Source organism: Pseudoalteromonas sp. ABE4_541, from assembly GCF_056312285.1.
In genome coordinates this window covers 49301-67865 of sequence record NZ_JBSVEM010000011.1, presented here as the reverse complement: position 1 = coordinate 67865, position 18565 = coordinate 49301, and the positions used below count along the sequence as shown (strand labels likewise).

Genomic DNA, 18565 nt, shown 5'->3' with positions numbered 1-18565 from the left:
ATGGCTGCCCCAGAATTTGTACATTTACGCGTTCACAGTGATTTTTCTATGGTGGATGGCTTGGCGAAAACTAAGCCAGTCGTTGCGCGTGCGCAGGAGTTAGCACTGCCTGCCTTTGCCATCACAGATCAAATGAACTTATGTGGCTTGGTGCGCTTTTATGGTGCCGCACATGGTGCTGGGATCAAACCCATTGTTGGCGCTGATATTTGGCTAAAAAGCGATGAATTTCCCGATGAGCCAAGTCGTCTAGTCGTGCTGGCCAAAGACAATGAAGGCTACAAAAACCTGACTTTGCTTATTTCTAAAGCGTATCAGCGAGGTCACGTATTCCATCGCCCTGTAGTTGATAAACAATGGCTTGCAGAGCATAAAAGTGGCTTGATTTTACTCTCTGGTGGCAAAGACGGGGATGTGGGTAAAGCGCTACTTAAGGGCAACCATCAGCTTACCTTAGACACCTTGGCTTTTTATGAGCAACACTTTGCCGACCATTTCTTCTTAGAGCTTATTCGCACCGGTCGTGCACAAGAAGAAGAATACTTGCACGCTGCGGTCGCGCTTGCCAGCGAGCGTGATTTGCCTGTTGTCGCCACCAATGAAGTGGTGTTTTTACACGAGCATGACTTCGAAGCGCATGAAATTCGTGTGGCTATTCACGACGGGTACACGTTAGAAGATAAGCGTAGACCAAAACGTTTTTCAAAAGAGCAATATTTAAAAACGCCTGAACAAATGCAGGACTTGTTTAGTGACATTCCTGAAGCATTGGAAAACTCCGTTGAAATTGCCAAACGTTGTAATGTCACCGTGCAACTTGGCACGTACTTCTTACCTGATTACCCAACAGGGGATCTAAAAATTGAGGACTTCCTCGTGAAAGTATCGCGAGATGGTCTTGAAGAACGTTTGCAGTTTTTATTTCCTGATGAGCAAGAGCGACAAGAAAAGCGTAAAGAGTATGATGATCGCTTACAGATAGAACTCGATGTAATCAACCAAATGGGATTCCCAGGTTACTTCTTGATCGTTATGGAGTTCATCCAGTGGAGTAAAGATAATAATATTCCTGTAGGCCCAGGACGAGGCTCGGGTGCGGGCTCCTTGGTTGCTTATGCACTGAAAATTACTGATCTAGATCCACTCGAATTTGACTTACTTTTCGAACGTTTTTTGAACCCTGAACGTATTTCGATGCCTGACTTCGACGTTGACTTCTGTATGGACCGACGCGATGAAGTAATTGACCACGTTGCCATGTTGTATGGCCGCGATGCGGTATCGCAGATCATCACCTTTGGTACCATGGCGGCCAAAGCTGTAATTCGAGATGTGGGCCGAGTGCTCGGGCACCCTTACGGTTTTGTTGACCGTATTTCTAAACTGGTTCCGGGCGATCCCGGCATGACGCTAGCCAAAGCGTTTGATGTGGAACCCAGATTACCAGAAGCCTACGACGGTGATGAGGAAGTGCGTGATCTGATAGACATGTGTCGGATCTTGGAAGGTTGTACACGAAACGCCGGTAAACACGCCGGTGGTGTTGTTATCTCGCCTACCACCATTACCGATTTCGCCGCTTTGTATTGCGATGAAGAAGGTAAGTTTCCCGTTACTCAGTTTGATAAGAACGACGTAGAAACCGCGGGCTTGGTTAAGTTTGACTTCTTAGGCCTCAGAACCCTGACTATTTTGCAGTGGGCGCTGGATATGACCAACGAGCGCTTGGCAAGAGAGGGCAAAGAGGCAGTCGACATCAATGCCATTCCACTCGATGACAGAAAGAGTATCGAGCTGTTGCTACGCGCGGAAACCACGGCGGTGTTCCAGCTTGAATCACGCGGTATGAAAGATCTGATCCGTCGTCTAAAGCCTGACTGTTTTGAAGATATGATAGCTTTGGTGGCACTGTTCCGCCCCGGTCCTTTGCAATCAGGCATGGTAGATAACTTTATCGACCGTAAGCATGGTCGAGAGGAGCTTTCTTACCCTGATGCCCAGTGGCAGCATGATAGCCTTATTCCAATTCTAGAGCCTACCTACGGTATTATCTTGTATCAAGAGCAAGTAATGCAGATAGCGCAGGTTCTGGCTGGTTATACCCTTGGTGGCGCAGACATGCTGCGTCGAGCCATGGGTAAGAAAAAGCCAGAGGAAATGGCAAAGCAGCGTTCAACCTTTGAAGAAGGGGCAATTGCAAACGGCGTAGACGGCGAACTTGCAATGAAAATCTTCGACTTAGTTGAGAAATTTGCGGGATATGGCTTTAACAAGTCTCACTCAGCTGCATACGCACTCGTTTCTTACCAAACCTTGTGGATGAAAACACATTATCCAGCTGAGTTCATGGCTGCGGTTATGTCGGCGGATATGGATAATACCGACAAAATTGTGACCTTGGTGGATGAATGTGAAAACATGAAGTTGACCCTTCTGCCACCCGATGTAAACGCAGGCTTGTATAAGTTTACGGTAAACCGTCAAGGCGAAATTGTTTACGGTATAGGTGCGATTAAAGGAGTGGGTGAAGGGCCTGTTGACGCCATTTTAGAAGCGCGTGAGCAAGGCGGTGAGTTTAAAGACCTATTCGACTTTTGTGCGCGAGTTGATTTAAAACGCCTTAATAAGCGGGTGGTTGAAAAGCTCATTTATGCGGGTGCGCTGGATAAGCTAGGGCCAGAGAAAAATCAGCCCGGCAGAGCTATCTTGCTCGCCAGCTTGACGGATGCAATGAAGTCAGCAGAGCAGCACCATAAAGCGGAAGCATTAGGGCAATCTGATTTATTTGGTTTACTTGCGGTTGAGCCAGAGCAAGTTGAGCAAGCTTTTTGCACAGCATTACCATTGACAGATAATCAATGGTTGGAAGGGGAAAAAGAAACGCTCGGCTTGTATTTAACTGGCCATCCAATCAATCAGTACCGAAAAGAGCTTAAATACTACACATCTGGTCGACTTGTTGACTTACAACCAACAAACCGTGATGTGCAGTGTACGGCAGCGGGTTTGGTGATTAATGCAAGAACCTTAATAAACAAAAAAGGTAATCGTTGGGGCTTGATAACTTTAGATGACAAGAGCGCCCGAATTGATGTACGCTTGTTCCCCGAACAGTTTGAAATGTACCAAGAATTGCTGCAAATTAACCAAATCTTGGTAATAACAGGACAGGTCAGCTTTGATAACTTCTCCGGTGGCATTACAATGACCGCTAGAGATGTCTGTACCATAGCTCAAGCACGTGAAAAACGTATTAGAGCAATAAAAATGACGCTAAATATGGTGCAAATTGAAGCTAACTTCTTCGATAATTTACGAAAAGTCCTAGAACCTTATAAATTTGGTACATGTCCGATAAAGATCATGTATCAGCGTCCTGATGCATTAGCTGAGCTAACGCTAGGAACCCAATGGTGTGTGACGCCAACAGATGACCTACTTACGCGGTTGTCGCAGTTGGCGGCGCAAGAAATAGAATTAGAATTTAACTAAACAGGTAGTTTAGCGCATGAGCCTCAATTATCTTGAATTTGAACTTCCGATTGCAGAGTTGGAAGTAAAAATCAAAGAGTTACAAAATGTTAGCCGCTCGGGCAGTTTAGATCTGAGCCTTGAAGAAGAAATTACGCGATTAAAAGAGAAAAACGTAGAGTTAACTCAAAAAGTCTTTTCAGGCTTAGGTGCTTGGCAGGTTTCTCAATTAGCGCGTCATCCTCTTCGTCCATACACTCGCGATTATATCGAGCGCATTTTTACCGAGTTCGACGAGTTTGCAGGTGATCGTACTTTTGCAAACGACCCCGCTATTCTTGGTGGTGTAGCACGTCTTGATGGCAAACCAGTTATGGTGATCGGTCAGCAAAAAGGGCGTGATACGGCGGAAAAAATTAAGCGCAACTTTGGTATGCCAAAACCAGAAGGTTACCGTAAAGCTTTGCGTCTGATGGAAATGGCTGAGCGTTTTAAAATGCCAATCATCACTTTTATCGACACACCAGGGGCGTATCCGGGTGTTGGCGCTGAAGAGCGTGGTCAAAGTGAAGCGATTGCTCGCAACCTTAAAGTCATGGCGGCGCTGAAAGTGCCAACCATTTGTACCGTTATTGGTGAAGGTGGTTCTGGTGGTGCGTTAGCAATCGGTGTAGGTGACCGCGTTAACATGCTGCAATACAGCACTTACTCAGTTATTTCACCAGAAGGTTGTGCATCAATTCTTTGGAAGAGTGCTGAAAAAGCGCCATTGGCAGCAGAGGCGATGGGTGTATCGGCACAGCGTGTTAAAGAGCTAGACTTAATCAATAATATTATTGATGAGCCGCTAGGTGGTGCACACCGTGATTACGACACCATGGCTAAAAACTTAAAAGTACAGCTAAAGCGCGACCTTGCTGACTTGGAAGCACTGGGTGTTGATACTATGCTTGAGCAACGTTATCAAAGACTGATGTCTTTCGGTTACTGCTAATTAAGTGATACACTAAAAAGCCGCATTTTGCGGCTTTTTTACGTTATGGACCATGATAAATACGACACTTTATAAGCAGTTTTTAGCCGCGCTCAATCAACTTAATCCTGAATACTCGCCAATGAGTGTCGCGCTTTCTGGTGGCGTTGACTCCGTTGTATTACTCCATTTGTGTCATGCGTTGAGACAGCAACAACCGAGCTTAGAACTCGAAGCCATTTATATTGACCATGGACTGTCGACAGATTCCGTGAGTTGGCAACAGTTTTGCGCGCAGTTGTGTGAAAGTCTGAAGATTAGATTTAAAACCACACGCGTGGCCATTGAGCAAAAAAGTCGTCATAGCCTTGAAGCACAAGCGCGAGAAGCACGTTATCAAGCGTTAGATGCGTTAGCTAAACCGGCTAGCATGATAGTGCTTGGGCAACACGGTGACGATCAATTAGAAACCTTTTTATTGCGTTTAAAGCGCGGATCAGGTCTAAGTGGGTTAAGTGCAATGCGTGCTCGTCGAGTGCTTAACGCAAATCGAGTATGTATTCGCCCGCTGTTGTCGGTGAGTCGTCAAGACATAGAGGCATTTGCGCAGCAATTTGCATTGAAAAATATTGAAGATGGCTCAAACCAAGACAACCGTTTTGATCGTAACTTTTTGCGCAACCAAGTCGTGCCACTGCTCAAAAATCGCTTTAATGGCTTTTTGGGGAGTGCTTTGCGCAGTATTGAGCTGCTACAGCAACAACAAGCCTTGATTGACGAAATCACACAGCAAGATCTCAAACAGTGTTTGCACAAGTACCAATGCAGTATTGATATTGATAGTTTGTCAAAATTCAGTTCGCTGCGACAAGCCAATGTGGTTCGCGCCTGGCTGGCACAGCATCAGGTAGAAATGCCATCGAAGGTTCAGCTTGAGCAGTTACTTCATCAAGCGCTTACGAGCAAAGAAGATGCGCAGTTACGCATGGTATTTAAAGGTGCTGACGTAAGAGGTTTTAGAAAGCAGCTGTTTTGCGTAAAAGAAATGCCTGTGCGACAAGCGCAGAACAACGTAGGCCTTGAGTCGCTAGAACTTGAAGAGGGCACGCAGCTCACCGTTGTGGCAGGCGAAGGTATTCAGCCTCCAGAACCGATGCAAAAGATCTCTATTCGGTTTGGTTTACTGAATGAGAAGATCCGTCCTCGTAATAAACCGGGTCGTAATACGGTAAAACATTGGCTGAAAGAAGCAGGCGTGCCAAGTTGGCAACGAAACCACATTCCGTTGGTTTTCTATGATGACACCTTGGTACAAATAGTGGGTTACTTTTTTGAACATACGCTTTATACGCGAGAAAATGGCATAAAGTGGGAGTTATGTAGTGATGAATAATCAAAAAATAGGTGAGTCGTTAGCGAATAAAGCCCCTTGGGCGGTGTTATTTACCACTTTCATACTGGCGGTGGTATTGGCCGTTGATGCCGCACCTGTGTACAGCAACATACTAAATGCGATTGGGTTTGGTTGTGCAAGTGCAGCGTTACTTCTGTGCTATTGGCATGGTAAAGGAGGAAGTTTCTTCATTTTAGGGTTACTCATGCCTCTGTTTTTAATTGTGCAGAGCGAATTACCAAGCTTTTTGGCTTTACTATTGGTGGTGAGCGGATTTTTTGCCGGCTTTGCGCTGCTGCTAAGTGCTTATCGCTTTATTTGGCTAAGAAAATAGGAATGGCTCAGCTAGGGAGGCTGAGCCAATGTTTATCACTTTTAAATGGTGCGAGCGCAGTCTCTGCCTGCGGCTTTGGCTTTATATAGCCCTTTATCTGCGCGGGCGAAAATACTGTTTTCACAATCTTGCACGTTCGACAAAGTAAAGCCAATACTCGTTGTGACATCATATTTAGACAGTAAATGACACTGACGTACTGTATTCATTATGCGCTCAGCAATCACTTTGTTGGTGGTAAACTGAGGATCATCGATGATCACCGCAAACTCGTCACCACCAAAGCGGAATACGGTATCTGTGCTTCGAACCGACTGCTTTAAGATATCTGCAAATTTGATCAGAACTTCATCACCTACGCTGTGCCCCTGTCTGTCATTCACCTGTTTAAAGTTATCTAAATCTAGCAGCATTAAGCTAAAGTTGCTGTGCAGGCGACGGTTCCGCTCAATTAACTGCGTTAAGTTGTCGGTAAATTGGCTGCGGTTATTGAGTCCGGTTAGCGCATCTTTTGTTGCGAGTTTTAAAACGCGGTTATAAGTCAGCGCATTTCTAAGCGGGTAAAGCAGCGCTTTATGCAGGCGGCATAATTTTGCCATGACACCATCGCCTAGTTGATATTGGCAAAAATACACAAGCTGACCAAGATGTTCACCATTAAGTTCTAAATCGAACTTAAACGGCGTATGTTGATTATCACTTTGGTTCATTTGTGCCACACCCAAAGGCGAGTGAAATTGCAAGCCTGACAACTTAATAATACGCTGCGCATGATCTGCAAATACCGTCAGTAATTCGTCAAGATGCAGCGTTGTTTGCAGCTGCTCAACTAATTTATGGATCGGATCAATATCGCGCTGAATAAACTGTTCGGTATCGAACGGCAAGAAATCGCCGCGCGTTGATACTCTCTGGGCCAAAATATGGACATTTTCCATCTAGCAATCCCCTAAACTACTACTTTGTTATTGCTTAAGCGAGAAATGTGCCAAGAAATTAAACTGGCTGAAAAACAGCTGCTTGCTATATTTAATGACGAGCATCTTCACCTATTCCCAAGTTTTTGACACCTTGGAGGCCATTTGCAGAGTATTTTTGCTGAGGTTTTTGCCCTATTGCTTGCCGCTGTCGTTTTAGTGTGGCTGTTTAAGCGCGTTGGCTTGCCAGCGATTTTGGCCTATTTAGTCACTGGCATTTTGGCAGGTAGCCATGGTATTGGCTGGATGAGCTCTAGCTATGAAATGCACTTTATTGCCGAGTTAGGGATCGTATTTTTATTATTTAGTTTGGGCTTGGAGTTTTCAGTGCCCAAACTCATGGCGATGCGCCACCTCGTATTTGGCTTGGGCAGTTTACAAGTGGTTATTACCTCAATCGTTGGCATGTTTGTGGTTAAAGCGTTGGGCTATGATTGGCTCAGTGCATTTATTATTGCCAGCTTAATGGCGCTCTCGTCTACTGCGGTGGTGGTCAAAATGCTCAAAGAGAGTGGTAAGCTAAATCTCAGGCGCGGCCAGCTTGCGATTGGTGTGCTTTTATTTCAAGACATCGCCGTGGTGCCACTGCTTATTGCGCTGCCACTGATTGCCCAGTCTGACAATCAAGTACTGGTTGGGGCGCTTGCATTTGCTTTAGCCAAAGGGGCATTTGTGTGCTTGCTGCTTTGGGCAATAGGGAAGTGGTTGTTACCAAAAATCTTTAACGAAGTGGCCTCGGTAAGAACCGATGAGCTGTTTGTATTGACGACCATTGTTGTAGCGCTCTGTGCAGGTGGGCTGACATACTTGTTTGGCCTTTCGATGGCACTTGGCGCATTCTTAGCAGGCATGATGCTGGGGGAAAGCCAATATCGTCATCAATTAGAAGCCGAGATAAGACCGTTTCGCGATATTCTCATGGGTCTTTTTTTTGTTACCGTAGGTATGCAGTTAAATATTCCATACGTGATGAATAAAATCGGCTACATACTTTTAGCGTTGGCGGTGTTGTTATTACTCAAAGTGTTGATTATTTCGCTGCTCGCTCAACTAATGGGAGAGAGCAAAAAGGATGCGTTGGCTGCGGGTATTTTGCTGTGGCAAATGGGAGAGTTTGGCTTTGTGCTGGTGGCGCTTGCCAGCAAACATAATCTATTAGACTTAAACAGTGCCTCATTTTTAATTGCGCTGGGTGTGTTGTCTATGGCGCTCACCCCTTACCTGATTGAACGAACACCGCAAATTTTACGCAAGTTAAACGTGAACGGAGAGCAATATCGTCAAGCACGTGACAACATTATTCAAGGTGAATCATTAACCGATCATGTCGTGATTTTAGGCTATGGCCGTGTTGGGCAAACCATTGCACGTTTTTTAAAACCAGAGGCGATCCCGTATGTGGCGATTGAGCGCAATCCGCGCATCGTTGAGGAGGCTCAAACCGCCGCTGAGCCTGTTATGTTTGGCTACTCGGGCTCACAAGCGCTGCTGAAGTCTGCCAATGTAGATAAAGCCCGTTTAGTGATCATTACCTGCTCTGACTTTAATCAAAGTCATGAAGTAATAGACGCGATAAAGCGCGTTGCGCCAGAGGTTAAAATACTTGCTCGTTCAACGGATGATAGCTATTTAGATGCACTTAAAGAGTTGGGTGTTACGGAAGTGGTACCAGAAGCACTTGAAGCGAGCTTAATGTTGGTGTCGCATGTATTGCACATGTCGGGCGTGCCAATGCGTCGAATATTTCGTCGTGTGAGTAAAGAGCGGCATAATCGTTATGAGTACTTACACGGCTTTTTTGCGGGTGACGAGCAAGATGCAAGCGAAACAGCCTCAGATAGACTGGAGTATTTGCACGCGATTGCCTTGCCAGACTCTGCCTTTGCAGTAAACAAACGCATTGATGAACTTGAGCTAGACAAACAAAAAGTGGTGATCACCGCACTGCGCAGAAACGGCCAAGAGCTTGAAGCCCCTGAAAAAAGCATTGTGCTATTGGCCAATGATATTCTGTTGCTTAAAGGTAAGCCAAGGAGAGTAGAGCGGGCTGAGCAGTTTTTACTAAAAGGCTAGCGGCGCATTGGCTCTTTTTACTGATCAAGCTCCAAAAATGCGCGGATCTCATCAAGGCGCTCTAAACCATCTTGATAACCAATATCAATTAACCGTTGGGTGTAGTTTTTCTCAAACAGTAAGTAACTGGTTAAACTTGAAGACGAGTGTCGCTTAACACCAATACTACGTAACAGTAACTTAATGGCCAATGGCATGTCGTCGTAATACTGCTCAGCAATGTCTCTAAAATTAACGGTTGGGTTAATAACCAGCGTTTGAATGGGCTTTAGCTCTTTGTGTTTATCTTTTGCTTTGGTTGGTAACAAGCCAATGGTGCGATTAACCCGTTGCAAGCGCTCTAGATCTGACTGTAAGGTGTCGCTAAATACACTGTCTAGCAAGTGACCGGCAATGGCCGACATACCCGGAAAATGAGGTTCATAACCCAGTGGTGCGCGTATTTTTGGCTGCTCTACACCAATCACAAAAATCTTCTCAGCCCCTAAGTGAATCGATGGACTTAAAGGAGATAATTGGTGAATGGAGCCATCACCGTAGTAATGATGCTTAACGCGCACACTAGGAAAAACCATAGGAATCGCGCTGGATGCCATTAAAACATCAAGCGAAATAGGCCCAGGTACGCCCTCACGTTTTGCTCTTTGCCACGGTTGTGCATCTTTAGCTTGGTAATAAGCCACCGAACGGCCCGTGGAATAACTAGATACCGTGACCGATACCGCATCTAAAAACTCTTTATGAATATTGCGTTCGATACGGGTAAGATCCAACACCTCATTGAGTAATTTACGCAAAGGCGCATTGTCTAGCATACTGGCTGGTGGGTGATTGATATGACTCGATTGAAAACTGCGCATGGCATTGGCAAGTAAGTAACCAAAAGCGCCTAAAAAGTCGCTTCGATACACCATGTGCGAATGAAAGTTACGCCATACCCACTCAATTTTGCGAACAGCCAAGTGCATACAGGAGGCGTAACATGCCAAGGCGGCAGAATTAATCGCGCCCGCCGAGGTGCCATTGATCACTTGAAATGGAATAGGCGCAGTTCGTGGCATACTCAAAGCCAACGCTTTTAATACACCTACTTGATAAGCTGCACGAGCGCCACCACCAGTTAAAAGTAAGGCGGTTTTGGGTTGATTGGCCATGCGTTGTTTTAAATTCATAAAACCTCTAAAAAACAATGAACTTTTTTAAAAATCGCTCGTCAGTAAAATTAGCGCTGCTATCATCGCATTATAAGTGCTATAAGTTTTACTTTATGTTTTAATTTTCAAATATTCAAAAGAATATTGTTTTTCAAGCTAATTTTTATGGAGCAGCTATGTCAGAGCCTAGTTCAGAGCACAAAGCGAATAGCAAACCTTCTCGCAGCCAAATGCTACTTGCTGCAATCGTGCTTGTTGCGTTAGCGATTGTGGTTATTTTTGTACTTTCAAAACAAAATGAGCAACAACATACCACCGGTACCAATAATAAGTTCTCTCAAGATGTAGTGGCAGAGCAAACGCAAGTAACTGAGCAAATTAACACCGCGCAGTCACAACCTAAGGAAGAAGCAAAAGAAGCGCCTCAAGCCGTGACAGTGCCAGAACAAACAGCACGCACCGAGCAGCCTGTTGCGGTGGCAGTGGCAACGCCTAGTGAGCCACAATTACCAGAGCTTGATGACAGTGATACAGCTATTAAAGCAAGCCTTGCTGAATTAATGAGTGAAAAAGCATTGGCGCTACTTGTAAGCGATGACATGGTTCGTCGTGGTGTTGTATTTGTTGATAACCTTGCCAAAGGCAAAGTTGCTAAAAAACATACGCCAGTTACAAAGCCTGCTGAACCGTTCATGGCACTAGAGGGCGACATTGTGGTGACTGATCCCAATAGCTTTGAGCGCTACACCCCTTATGCTGATATGCTCTCAAGCATGAGCTCCGCACAGATTATTCGCCTAATGAATCAATTTGAGCCGCTTATAACTCAAGCATATGAAGAAATTGGCTACGAAGGTACCGATTTTAATGCAGTTTTAAGCCAAGCAATCGACGAGCTACTTGATACGCCAATTCCAGAAAGCAATATTCCGTTGATTAAAGATTCAGTAACTTACCGCTATGCATATCCAGAGTGGGAAACGTTATCGCAAGCGCAAAAACAGTTTTTACGCATGGGCCCAGAGAACATGAAAAAAGTAAAACAGCGCTTGGAGGCACTAAAAAAATCACTGAAATAACCCCATAAAGTAGACTGGCTGTTTGATGTTTAAGCAGTCAGTCAGCATTTACTGAGTTAACCCTTGCAACCCAAGGCGAAACTAGAGATAATCCTCACCGCGCCGAACAAGGCCCACTATGGTGGTCTTATTGGTCCTCTCGCAACAATAGTTCGTGAACCTGGTCAGGCCCGGAAGGGAGCAGCCACAGCGAATGACTTGTGTGCCGGGATGTGGCTGGTAAGACTACCACCCAAATTCTTTTCTTTTTACTAGTCTCAACGTAATTTTTATCTTCATCTACTAAAACTACACTAATTCACTTATAAATTTATTAAAAAACAAGTTTCTAGCTCATCAAAAAAATTAGTACTTCTTTTGAGTATAGACCTAAGTGTATTTACACGCCATATCGGTAAACACCTTGCCACAGCCAGTTTCCTCAAGTTTGGCTACTTGTAAATCTAAAGACTGATCTGTGGTCGAAACTCGCGCATATCCAATCTTACTCATGGCAATTGTTCATTTAGCATCTAGACTAAATAAACATAGTGCGTACTAACGCCTTAAACCACCCTAAATGAACACTTTTAAGCGGTATTGGTGATGTTCAAATAGGGTATACGCTATTTGAACTTGTGCTTTGCCGTCGCTTTAGGAAATGCCACCATAATGGACTTGCAAAACCCCGACCTGATTTTAGTAAAACGCCTATCAGAACATTCATGCTCCTACTTTGCAGTTGAAAGCGTTGCGGGAACTGATGTGGTGTTGACGGACATTGAAAGCGGCGGACGTTTTAATTTTGCGAAGCCAAGGCTTGAGCAACTGGTGTCAAACGGCCAGCTCAGAACCATCGCACGGCGTGAGCTACCAACCAAATTAACCTTTAAACCACTCAGTAACGTTAAAAAGCCAAAAGCTGAAACTGCGGAAGATGTTACATCCAAAAAAGAAATGGAGCGACGTTACAAGTATGTGCAAGGCGCAATTGAGCAAAGCGTACCAGCCTATACCGAGAAATGGTTAACCCCGTATATTACCCATAAGGCGGCGGAGATAAACGAATACCTGCGCATCCATACGTTTGTGAGGTATCAAAAGGTCTATAACCAGTTTCTTGAGCAACTTGATACGCTCAACGTTGAAAGGCGTGAGGCTGATTTAGTTGAGCGAAAGCCATGCAGTTATAGGTGGATAGTGAACAGGCTTCAGAGTAGATAGTAATGAGCGAATCAATTAGAGATTGGATATCAGACCAAACCTTATTTAAAGAGGCTATTGTTGCTTTTCATCCAGAGACTGGGAAGGAATACTATTCTCAAAACTTAGTTACCAAGCGCAGTATGTTTAAGCAACAAGAAAGCACAGTTAATGGTCGTTTGTTTGGTTATATCTTATTAGACTTCAAACTGACTATCGACTGGAAGTTGCCAAGGGATATTATTATCGAGCCTTCTATCGTGGTAAACCATGGCGTTAAAGATGTAAACGGTCAGGAATGCGTTAAGTCTTTTGTTTCACCTGTACAATTACCCGAGTGGGTCCCAGCCTATGGTCGTCAACTATTTGTTCAGGGGCTAGCGGCAGTAGTCTCGCTTTCGACATCTAGATGTGTTTATGTGCATGGAGGCACAATTGAAAGTGTAACTTTGGATGAACTAGTTTCGCTTGAGGATTTCATTGCTGACAATCGTGGAAATAATTTTGCAAATATCGAGAATGCTAAAGTAGTTATCAAAACTGCCCGTGGCGATATTTGGGGGCGCTTTTGTAAGTTCAGGCCAACCGAACGACCTGAAATCTTTCCTCGTTTAACCGCGCAAATGGATGATGTAGGTGAACAGTTTTTAAATGTAGAGCTCGACAACGACCTTAATTTCACAAGCTTACTCAATACGCTACCTTATAATGCTTCAACTGACGAAATTATGGTACTCCAAATAAAAGATCTCAGGCAAATGGCGGCTATACATCCAGTGGTCCGAGGTCGTGGAACAATAGTCGATATACATAAAGATGTGCTTGGTGAATGGAATCATCAGTTATCAGATGTGATCTCAAACTTGTGGCAACTTCCCTACAAAGCAGGAAGTAAAAAGTTTGATTACAGGAAATGTATGCAAGCTATTAGAATGGTTCAGTTGGCCCACCATAACTATAAAGAAGACTTCGATTTGTCTTTTTCTATGTTAGTTTCAGCGATAGAAAGTATTGCGCAAATTGCTATACCTGAACCCGAAAAGCATGAACTCCATAATGAATGGAAGAAATTAACGCAGGACGATCCTGAACTTAATGAACTTTTTCAACATTATTGCAGTTTGCAGAGTAACGATAAACGCTTGAAAGAACGTTTTGCAGGTTTCGTGTTTAAGTATTGCCCTGTTGAACAGTGGAGGAACTTATACGATGGCGGTATTCTTCAACACGGGTTTAATTCGCATTGGACTAGCGGTGTAGAATTCAGTAGAGAACAAAATGAATTTAGACCGGATCATTTTACGACTACTCAATTAGAGAATATTGTCAAAGATACATATAAATATCGGTCTATTTTTGTCCATAGAGGCGAGTCTGCTCCGCATAAGCATCCAGTGTTGTGCTCAACACAGCGCTTTTTTGAACTGCAATATAATCATGGTGCTATTGAAAGACTAGAACGAATTTTGTGCAAGGAAGACCGTGGGCGTATAGAAGATAAAAACACTCACCCCCATAGATGGAAATGTTGCAGAGGTAAAAAAATAAAGATCCACAGCATAACAGAGGACGAGTTGTTTTCAACCAAGCGATGCTTAATTAGCCGCGATCTTATGCGTCAAATTGCTATTAAATCGATTAGTAGTTACTTGGATGAGCAGTCTAAAACAGTTTTACTATAGGCTTCAATCAGGTAGGTAAAAACAACAGGTCGGCGAGCTGTCTTCCTATTGGAGCCTGTGATTTATGCAAACTTATGCTACAAACTCCATCTTTGTTGTTTGTAGTATTGTTACCTATAAAAGAGTTTAGGTGAAACTAGTGGTTCCACCAAAATGAATAAAGCTTTAAAAGTTATGTTGCAAAGCTTATATCATTGCAATGAATTTTGACCTTCTTTAAGGTTAGTACTTAAATTGAACTGAAAAAGTAGAGTTTGTTGCCATCCAAATCTCGAACATACGCACCATAAAAATGCTCACCTCTGCTTCCAGGAAGACCTTCATCTTTGCCGCCAAGGTCAATGGCCTTTTTGTATAATGCGTCAACCAACGACGGGCTTGATACGTCAAATGCAACCATGACACCATTACCTATGGTTGCAGGTTCGCCATCATAAGGTTTGATTAAACAAAATTTGCTCTTCTCTGGTTCTGTTGCCCAAACGATAAAACGTTCCTCTACCCAATATCTGGTAGCCCCTATCTCAGCAAAAACGGCATCATAAAAACGGCTACTTGTCTCAAAATTGTTGGTTCCTACCGTTACATATCCAATCATATTAATAAGCCTACCTATTTGTTCTTAAAAAATATATTTTGTTTCTGTTTTTTGTTGAAAGCTTTCAACTTACAGGTCTGTCACTGAATATCATTGAATGATAGAGGCAGTTCATATCTTTATAAATGCACAAACCTGCACTATGATTCTGCAAAAATACACAGCTCGAGGTCGTATGTTTAATTGGGATGATATGCGCTACGTTTTACAAGTAGCGAATACTGGTAGCTACTCTGCGGCTGCTAAAATACTTAAAGTAAATCACACCACGGTAGCGAGAAGAGTATCAGCGTTAGAATCTCAGATAGATTTGCGGCTTTTTACACAGACATCAGGGGGGCTAGTACTGACCGAAGAGGGGTTGTCTATTATCAATGATATAGAAACACTGCAAGACACTGCAAATTGTATATCGCGAAAGTTGCAGGGAAATGATCAAACACTGTCCGGCAGTGTAAAGATCACGATGCCAAACGATCTTTACAAATATCTTTTATCAGGCTCGATTGCCAAATTACTAGATGATTACCCGCATATAGTGTTGAATTTGAGCTTAACGGATGCGCTACATGATCTATCTGCACGAGAATCTGATTTGGCGATAAGGTTTACGATGTCGCCTCCTAAAGACGCGGTAGGCATCAAAATAGCTTCTTTAAGTCATGCAATATATGGGCACAATAGCAGTCCAATTGTTCGGGAAAACTCGGTCGGGCTAGTGGTTTGGACGCATGAAGTTGACGTGCCTATATGGGCGAAGTCGAACTTTGAATTTTGTCATATCGCTGTACGCGTCGATGATATTGAAGGGATGTTTGCAGCCGTAGAGTCTGGTGCTGGCGTTGCACTTCTGCCTTGCTACTTACCAAAGCTTATTCCTCAATCGAAAGTTATGAAAATCAAAGATTATGATTTGAGTGTTCCCAATTGGGAGCTGTGGATTCTTTATCATGTTGATGTAAGAAATTCAAAAAAGCTCCAAATTGTCAAGGAGCTCCTTGTTAGTGCCTTGAGAGAACACCGCTTCCTATTTGAAGGTGGATAGGCCTCTTGCTGAAAGTGAAGCTATTCTAGGTCTTCTATAATTATGGTAAGAAAAATATATGTTGGACAATTTGATGGTTAAGATTTTTAAGTACGCATACGACTACATAATTCATATTGGCTGTTATGATAATATGCATGATGTACACAAAGTTAAAGTCACAAATACTTTCGCTCTATTGTCGTTTCTGATTGCGGGTATTGAGGCTGTTATCTTGGCGATGTACAACCTCTTTTCCGTGTGCTTTTTGAGCTTATCGTTGCTTTTTATCTGCATTTTTTCTGCCGTTCTTCAGTACAATAAATACTATTATCTGGCAAGAATGATATTGTTTATAAGCGTCGTTATATATATTTTTTCACAAGCCTATATGATTGTAGGTAAAGACGCTGGTGTACAAAACACTTTCTTTATCTTATTAGCAATGCCATGGCTGCTTTTTGAGCAAAATCGTAAAAGCACCAAGGTACTTTTATCACTATTATGTTGCTTTTGTTATCTATTCATTCAATATCATTCTCCGATTCATCCTGTTGTCATTTTGGAATCAAGCCACCGAGAAATGTTGAGGTTTTTGTCTGACTCACTTGCAATGACAGTTTTAATTTTGTTGGCAATTACTTTTGATAATGGTCGTTATCATTTTGAAAAAAAACTAAAACAGTTGGCCATGGTTGACCCATTAACAGGGTTGTCCAATCGTGCAGAGCTTACATTAAAAGGGAATCGAGCTTTGTCAGAAGCAATACAAAATAATACCTCACTTTGCGTGGTGCTTCTGGACTTAGATCATTTCAAGCAAATTAATGATAACTATGGGCATGCTTTTGGTGATCTTACGTTAAAGAAAGTAGCTGAAATATTATTCAGTGGTTTGCGTAAGAATGATATTGTTGCTCGTTATGGAGGTGAGGAGTTCGCATTAATACTTCCTGGGTTAAACATGAAGGATGCAAAGAAAAAATTAGAAAATTTGAGAAGGAAAATCCAAGATGAACAGATATGCGATGATGGGGTTTTTATTAATTGTAGCGCGAGTTTCGGTGTAACAATATTAAGTGGAACGGGGCAAAGCCTAACCGATTTATTTAGTCAGGCAGACAATGCACTTTATCAAGCAAAAAGACTAGGCCGAAACCGTGTTTGTGAATATACAGAGAATAGTTAGTCCATCCTGAAAGCAATTTAATTCTTTGAATTACTTGAAGATCTAAATAATCTTATTGCGCTCAAATTGCAGCTATTTTGATTCACATAACGAAAACATTGCAATTTAAGTGTAACAAATGGAACTAAAACCGACCTTTCATACGCCACAAAACAATTATTTGATATTGAGCGAAATATCATCATTGGATATTGAAGGGGTTACAACGCTCTATTTTGAGTCATCAAAACTCTTATCCGCAGCTAAGGTTAATTAGCGCTTCATTGTATGAGCGGTTATATTCTTGTGAAATTTTCATGCTATACCTTTGAGGTCGTAATTTATATCTGCCTATTCCTTAAATTGCTTTAGCGTTTCAGAAGGGAGCTCACCAAAGCGGTTTTTGTACGCAAGAGACATTCTGCCTAAATGGGTTAGCCCAACAGACATGGAGAGATCCAGTACTTTTGAATCAGGTTTAGCCGTTAATAATGCTTTTCTTAGCCGGGTGAGCCTGAGATCAAGCAAGTAATGCATTGGTGTCTTTTGCGTATGTTTCTTAAAACTGTAGGTCAGGCTTCTTGCACTGACTTGCGTTATCTGTGTTAGGTCCGCCATGGTAATTTTTTTGCTTATATTTTCATGCATATAGGTATCAGCACATTTCAAAACTTTAGGCAAAGGAGGATGGTTAGAAGCATTGATCAATGCGTGTGCGCTGTTATCTAGTACAGTCAGAAGCAGTGTTTTAAGATACTGATCTGCGTATTTGGCGTATTGAGCCCGTAAATCAGCACTTTTTATCGTTTGCAAACTTTGTATTATTCCGCTTAGTGCTGTTTTAACGCACTTCACAGCGGCTTGATCCTCAATAGAAATGGGAAAACACAAACCTTTTTTAGTTTTAAAACCTATCATCTTACTAAGTGCTGATTCTAAGTGCTCACTACGGACCTGCAATACCAAAGCTGTTATCCCTTCAGGCAAAGTAAAGTGCGGATTCATACCCGGTGAAGTGATGAACACACCTTGATTAGCCACTTTCTTTGTCTGTTCTTTTGACTTAACTAAGAAATAACCTTCCTTTGGAAAATCAAACTCGTAGTTGTTCGGATTTGAATAGTGCTTTACTTCGGTTGAACCCGTGATACTGATTTCAATCAGTTGAAAATCCCCAAATTGATAGATTCTGTCCGAATAATTGAAAGCGGATTTTTCTGTATTCAGGTGATGAAAACCAAAATGAGTTCTTAGCTGAGTAGAAGCATCAAATGTGCTCTGTGTTGCGTACTCTTTTGGCACATATGCTTTGTTCAAAAATTGCCCCCGAGGTGTTGGTATTTGGATGTGTTTGTTGTTATTAGGATATATGTGTTGTTTCATCAAGTCTATTATTGGTGGCCTGAATTTTAGTTCCTTCAAGAAGTGGTCCCTCAAACTTATTTCCTTTAGAGATC

At 42.8% G+C, this 18565-nt stretch carries 15 protein-coding genes and 1 other RNA gene; 11 read left to right on the top strand and 5 right to left on the bottom strand.

The genetic code is table 11. The features are described 5' to 3' along the window. Genes dnaE through ACW689_RS12240 form a run of 4 tightly spaced genes read left to right on the top strand, consistent with a single transcriptional unit; the run spans nucleotide 1 to nucleotide 6171 of the window. Complete coding sequence (dnaE, locus tag ACW689_RS12255; protein WP_476291719.1) at nucleotides 1–3492, top strand: DNA polymerase III subunit alpha; 3492 nt, start codon at nucleotides 1–3, stop codon at nucleotides 3490–3492. A gap of 16 nt (nucleotides 3493–3508) precedes the next feature. Beyond that, nucleotides 3509–4465 carry an acetyl-CoA carboxylase carboxyl transferase subunit alpha gene (gene accA / locus ACW689_RS12250; protein WP_476291717.1) on the top strand — a complete coding sequence of 319 codons (957 nt, stop codon included), beginning with the start codon at nucleotides 3509–3511 and terminating at the stop codon, nucleotides 4463–4465. A 52-nt stretch (nucleotides 4466–4517) separates the two neighbouring features. Beyond that, nucleotides 4518–5837 carry a tRNA lysidine(34) synthetase TilS gene (tilS, locus tag ACW689_RS12245; protein ID WP_476291715.1) on the top strand — a complete coding sequence of 440 codons (1320 nt, stop codon included), beginning with the start codon at nucleotides 4518–4520 and terminating at the stop codon, nucleotides 5835–5837. Beyond that, entirely contained in the window at nucleotides 5830–6171 is a 342-nt protein-coding gene (locus tag ACW689_RS12240) for a hypothetical protein (protein ID WP_476291858.1), read from the top strand. The genes tilS and ACW689_RS12240 overlap by 8 nt, the downstream gene beginning before the upstream one ends. Nucleotides 6172–6212: 41 nt before the next feature. On the opposite strand, the gene ACW689_RS12235 is transcribed toward ACW689_RS12240, so the two are convergent. Further along, nucleotides 6213–7109 carry a GGDEF domain-containing protein gene (locus tag ACW689_RS12235; RefSeq protein WP_476291713.1) on the bottom strand — a complete coding sequence of 299 codons (897 nt, stop codon included), beginning with the start codon at nucleotides 7107–7109 and terminating at the stop codon, nucleotides 6213–6215. Between the two features lie 144 nt (nucleotides 7110–7253). Here ACW689_RS12235 and ACW689_RS12230 point away from each other — a divergent pair, with 144 nt between their 5' ends. After that, complete coding sequence (locus ACW689_RS12230; protein WP_476291711.1) at nucleotides 7254–9221, top strand: monovalent cation:proton antiporter family protein; 1968 nt, start codon at nucleotides 7254–7256, stop codon at nucleotides 9219–9221. Between the two features lie 17 nt (nucleotides 9222–9238). Here ACW689_RS12230 and ACW689_RS12225 read toward each other — a convergent pair whose 3' ends face one another. Next, entirely contained in the window at nucleotides 9239–10393 is a 1155-nt protein-coding gene (locus tag ACW689_RS12225) for a patatin-like phospholipase family protein (protein ID WP_476291709.1), read from the bottom strand. A gap of 158 nt (nucleotides 10394–10551) precedes the next feature. Here ACW689_RS12225 and ACW689_RS12220 point away from each other — a divergent pair, with 158 nt between their 5' ends. Beyond that, nucleotides 10552–11454 (top strand): DUF3014 domain-containing protein, encoded by a 903-nt coding sequence (locus ACW689_RS12220; protein ID WP_476291707.1) that lies wholly within the window; start codon nucleotides 10552–10554, stop codon nucleotides 11452–11454. Between the two features lie 128 nt (nucleotides 11455–11582). Then, nucleotides 11583–11679: signal recognition particle sRNA small type (gene ffs, locus ACW689_RS12215), an RNA gene on the top strand. Between the two features lie 144 nt (nucleotides 11680–11823). Here the strand turns inward: ffs and ACW689_RS12210 are convergent. Then, nucleotides 11824–11946 (bottom strand): recombinase family protein, encoded by a 123-nt coding sequence (locus tag ACW689_RS12210; RefSeq protein ID WP_476291705.1) that lies wholly within the window; start codon nucleotides 11944–11946, stop codon nucleotides 11824–11826. A gap of 159 nt (nucleotides 11947–12105) precedes the next feature. Between ACW689_RS12210 and ACW689_RS12205 the strand changes: the two genes are divergently transcribed. Then, a complete protein-coding gene (locus ACW689_RS12205) occupies nucleotides 12106–12657 on the top strand; it encodes a hypothetical protein (protein ID WP_476291703.1) in 552 nt (183 codons plus the stop codon). A gap of 2 nt (nucleotides 12658–12659) precedes the next feature. Continuing rightward, nucleotides 12660–14318, top strand: a complete 1659-nt coding sequence (locus ACW689_RS12200) for a hypothetical protein (protein WP_476291701.1) — start codon at nucleotides 12660–12662, stop codon at nucleotides 14316–14318. A gap of 229 nt (nucleotides 14319–14547) precedes the next feature. On the opposite strand, the gene ACW689_RS12195 is transcribed toward ACW689_RS12200, so the two are convergent. Next, a complete protein-coding gene (locus ACW689_RS12195; protein ID WP_476291699.1) occupies nucleotides 14548–14916 on the bottom strand; it encodes a VOC family protein in 369 nt (122 codons plus the stop codon). 175 nt (nucleotides 14917–15091) lie between these two features. Here ACW689_RS12195 and ACW689_RS12190 point away from each other — a divergent pair, with 175 nt between their 5' ends. Beyond that, nucleotides 15092–15961 (top strand): LysR family transcriptional regulator, encoded by an 870-nt coding sequence (locus ACW689_RS12190; protein ID WP_476291697.1) that lies wholly within the window; start codon nucleotides 15092–15094, stop codon nucleotides 15959–15961. 58 nt (nucleotides 15962–16019) lie between these two features. After that, the gene (locus ACW689_RS12185) at nucleotides 16020–17129 is read left to right on the top strand and encodes a GGDEF domain-containing protein (protein WP_476291695.1); all 1110 of its coding nucleotides are present in this window, start codon (nucleotides 16020–16022) and stop codon (nucleotides 17127–17129) included. Between the two features lie 330 nt (nucleotides 17130–17459). Here the strand turns inward: ACW689_RS12185 and ACW689_RS12180 are convergent, their stop codons facing one another. After that, on the bottom strand, nucleotides 17460–18425 hold the full coding sequence (locus ACW689_RS12180) for a helix-turn-helix domain-containing protein (protein WP_476291693.1): 966 nt from the start codon (nucleotides 18423–18425) through the stop codon (nucleotides 17460–17462). Nucleotides 18426–18565: the final 140 nt, after the last annotated feature.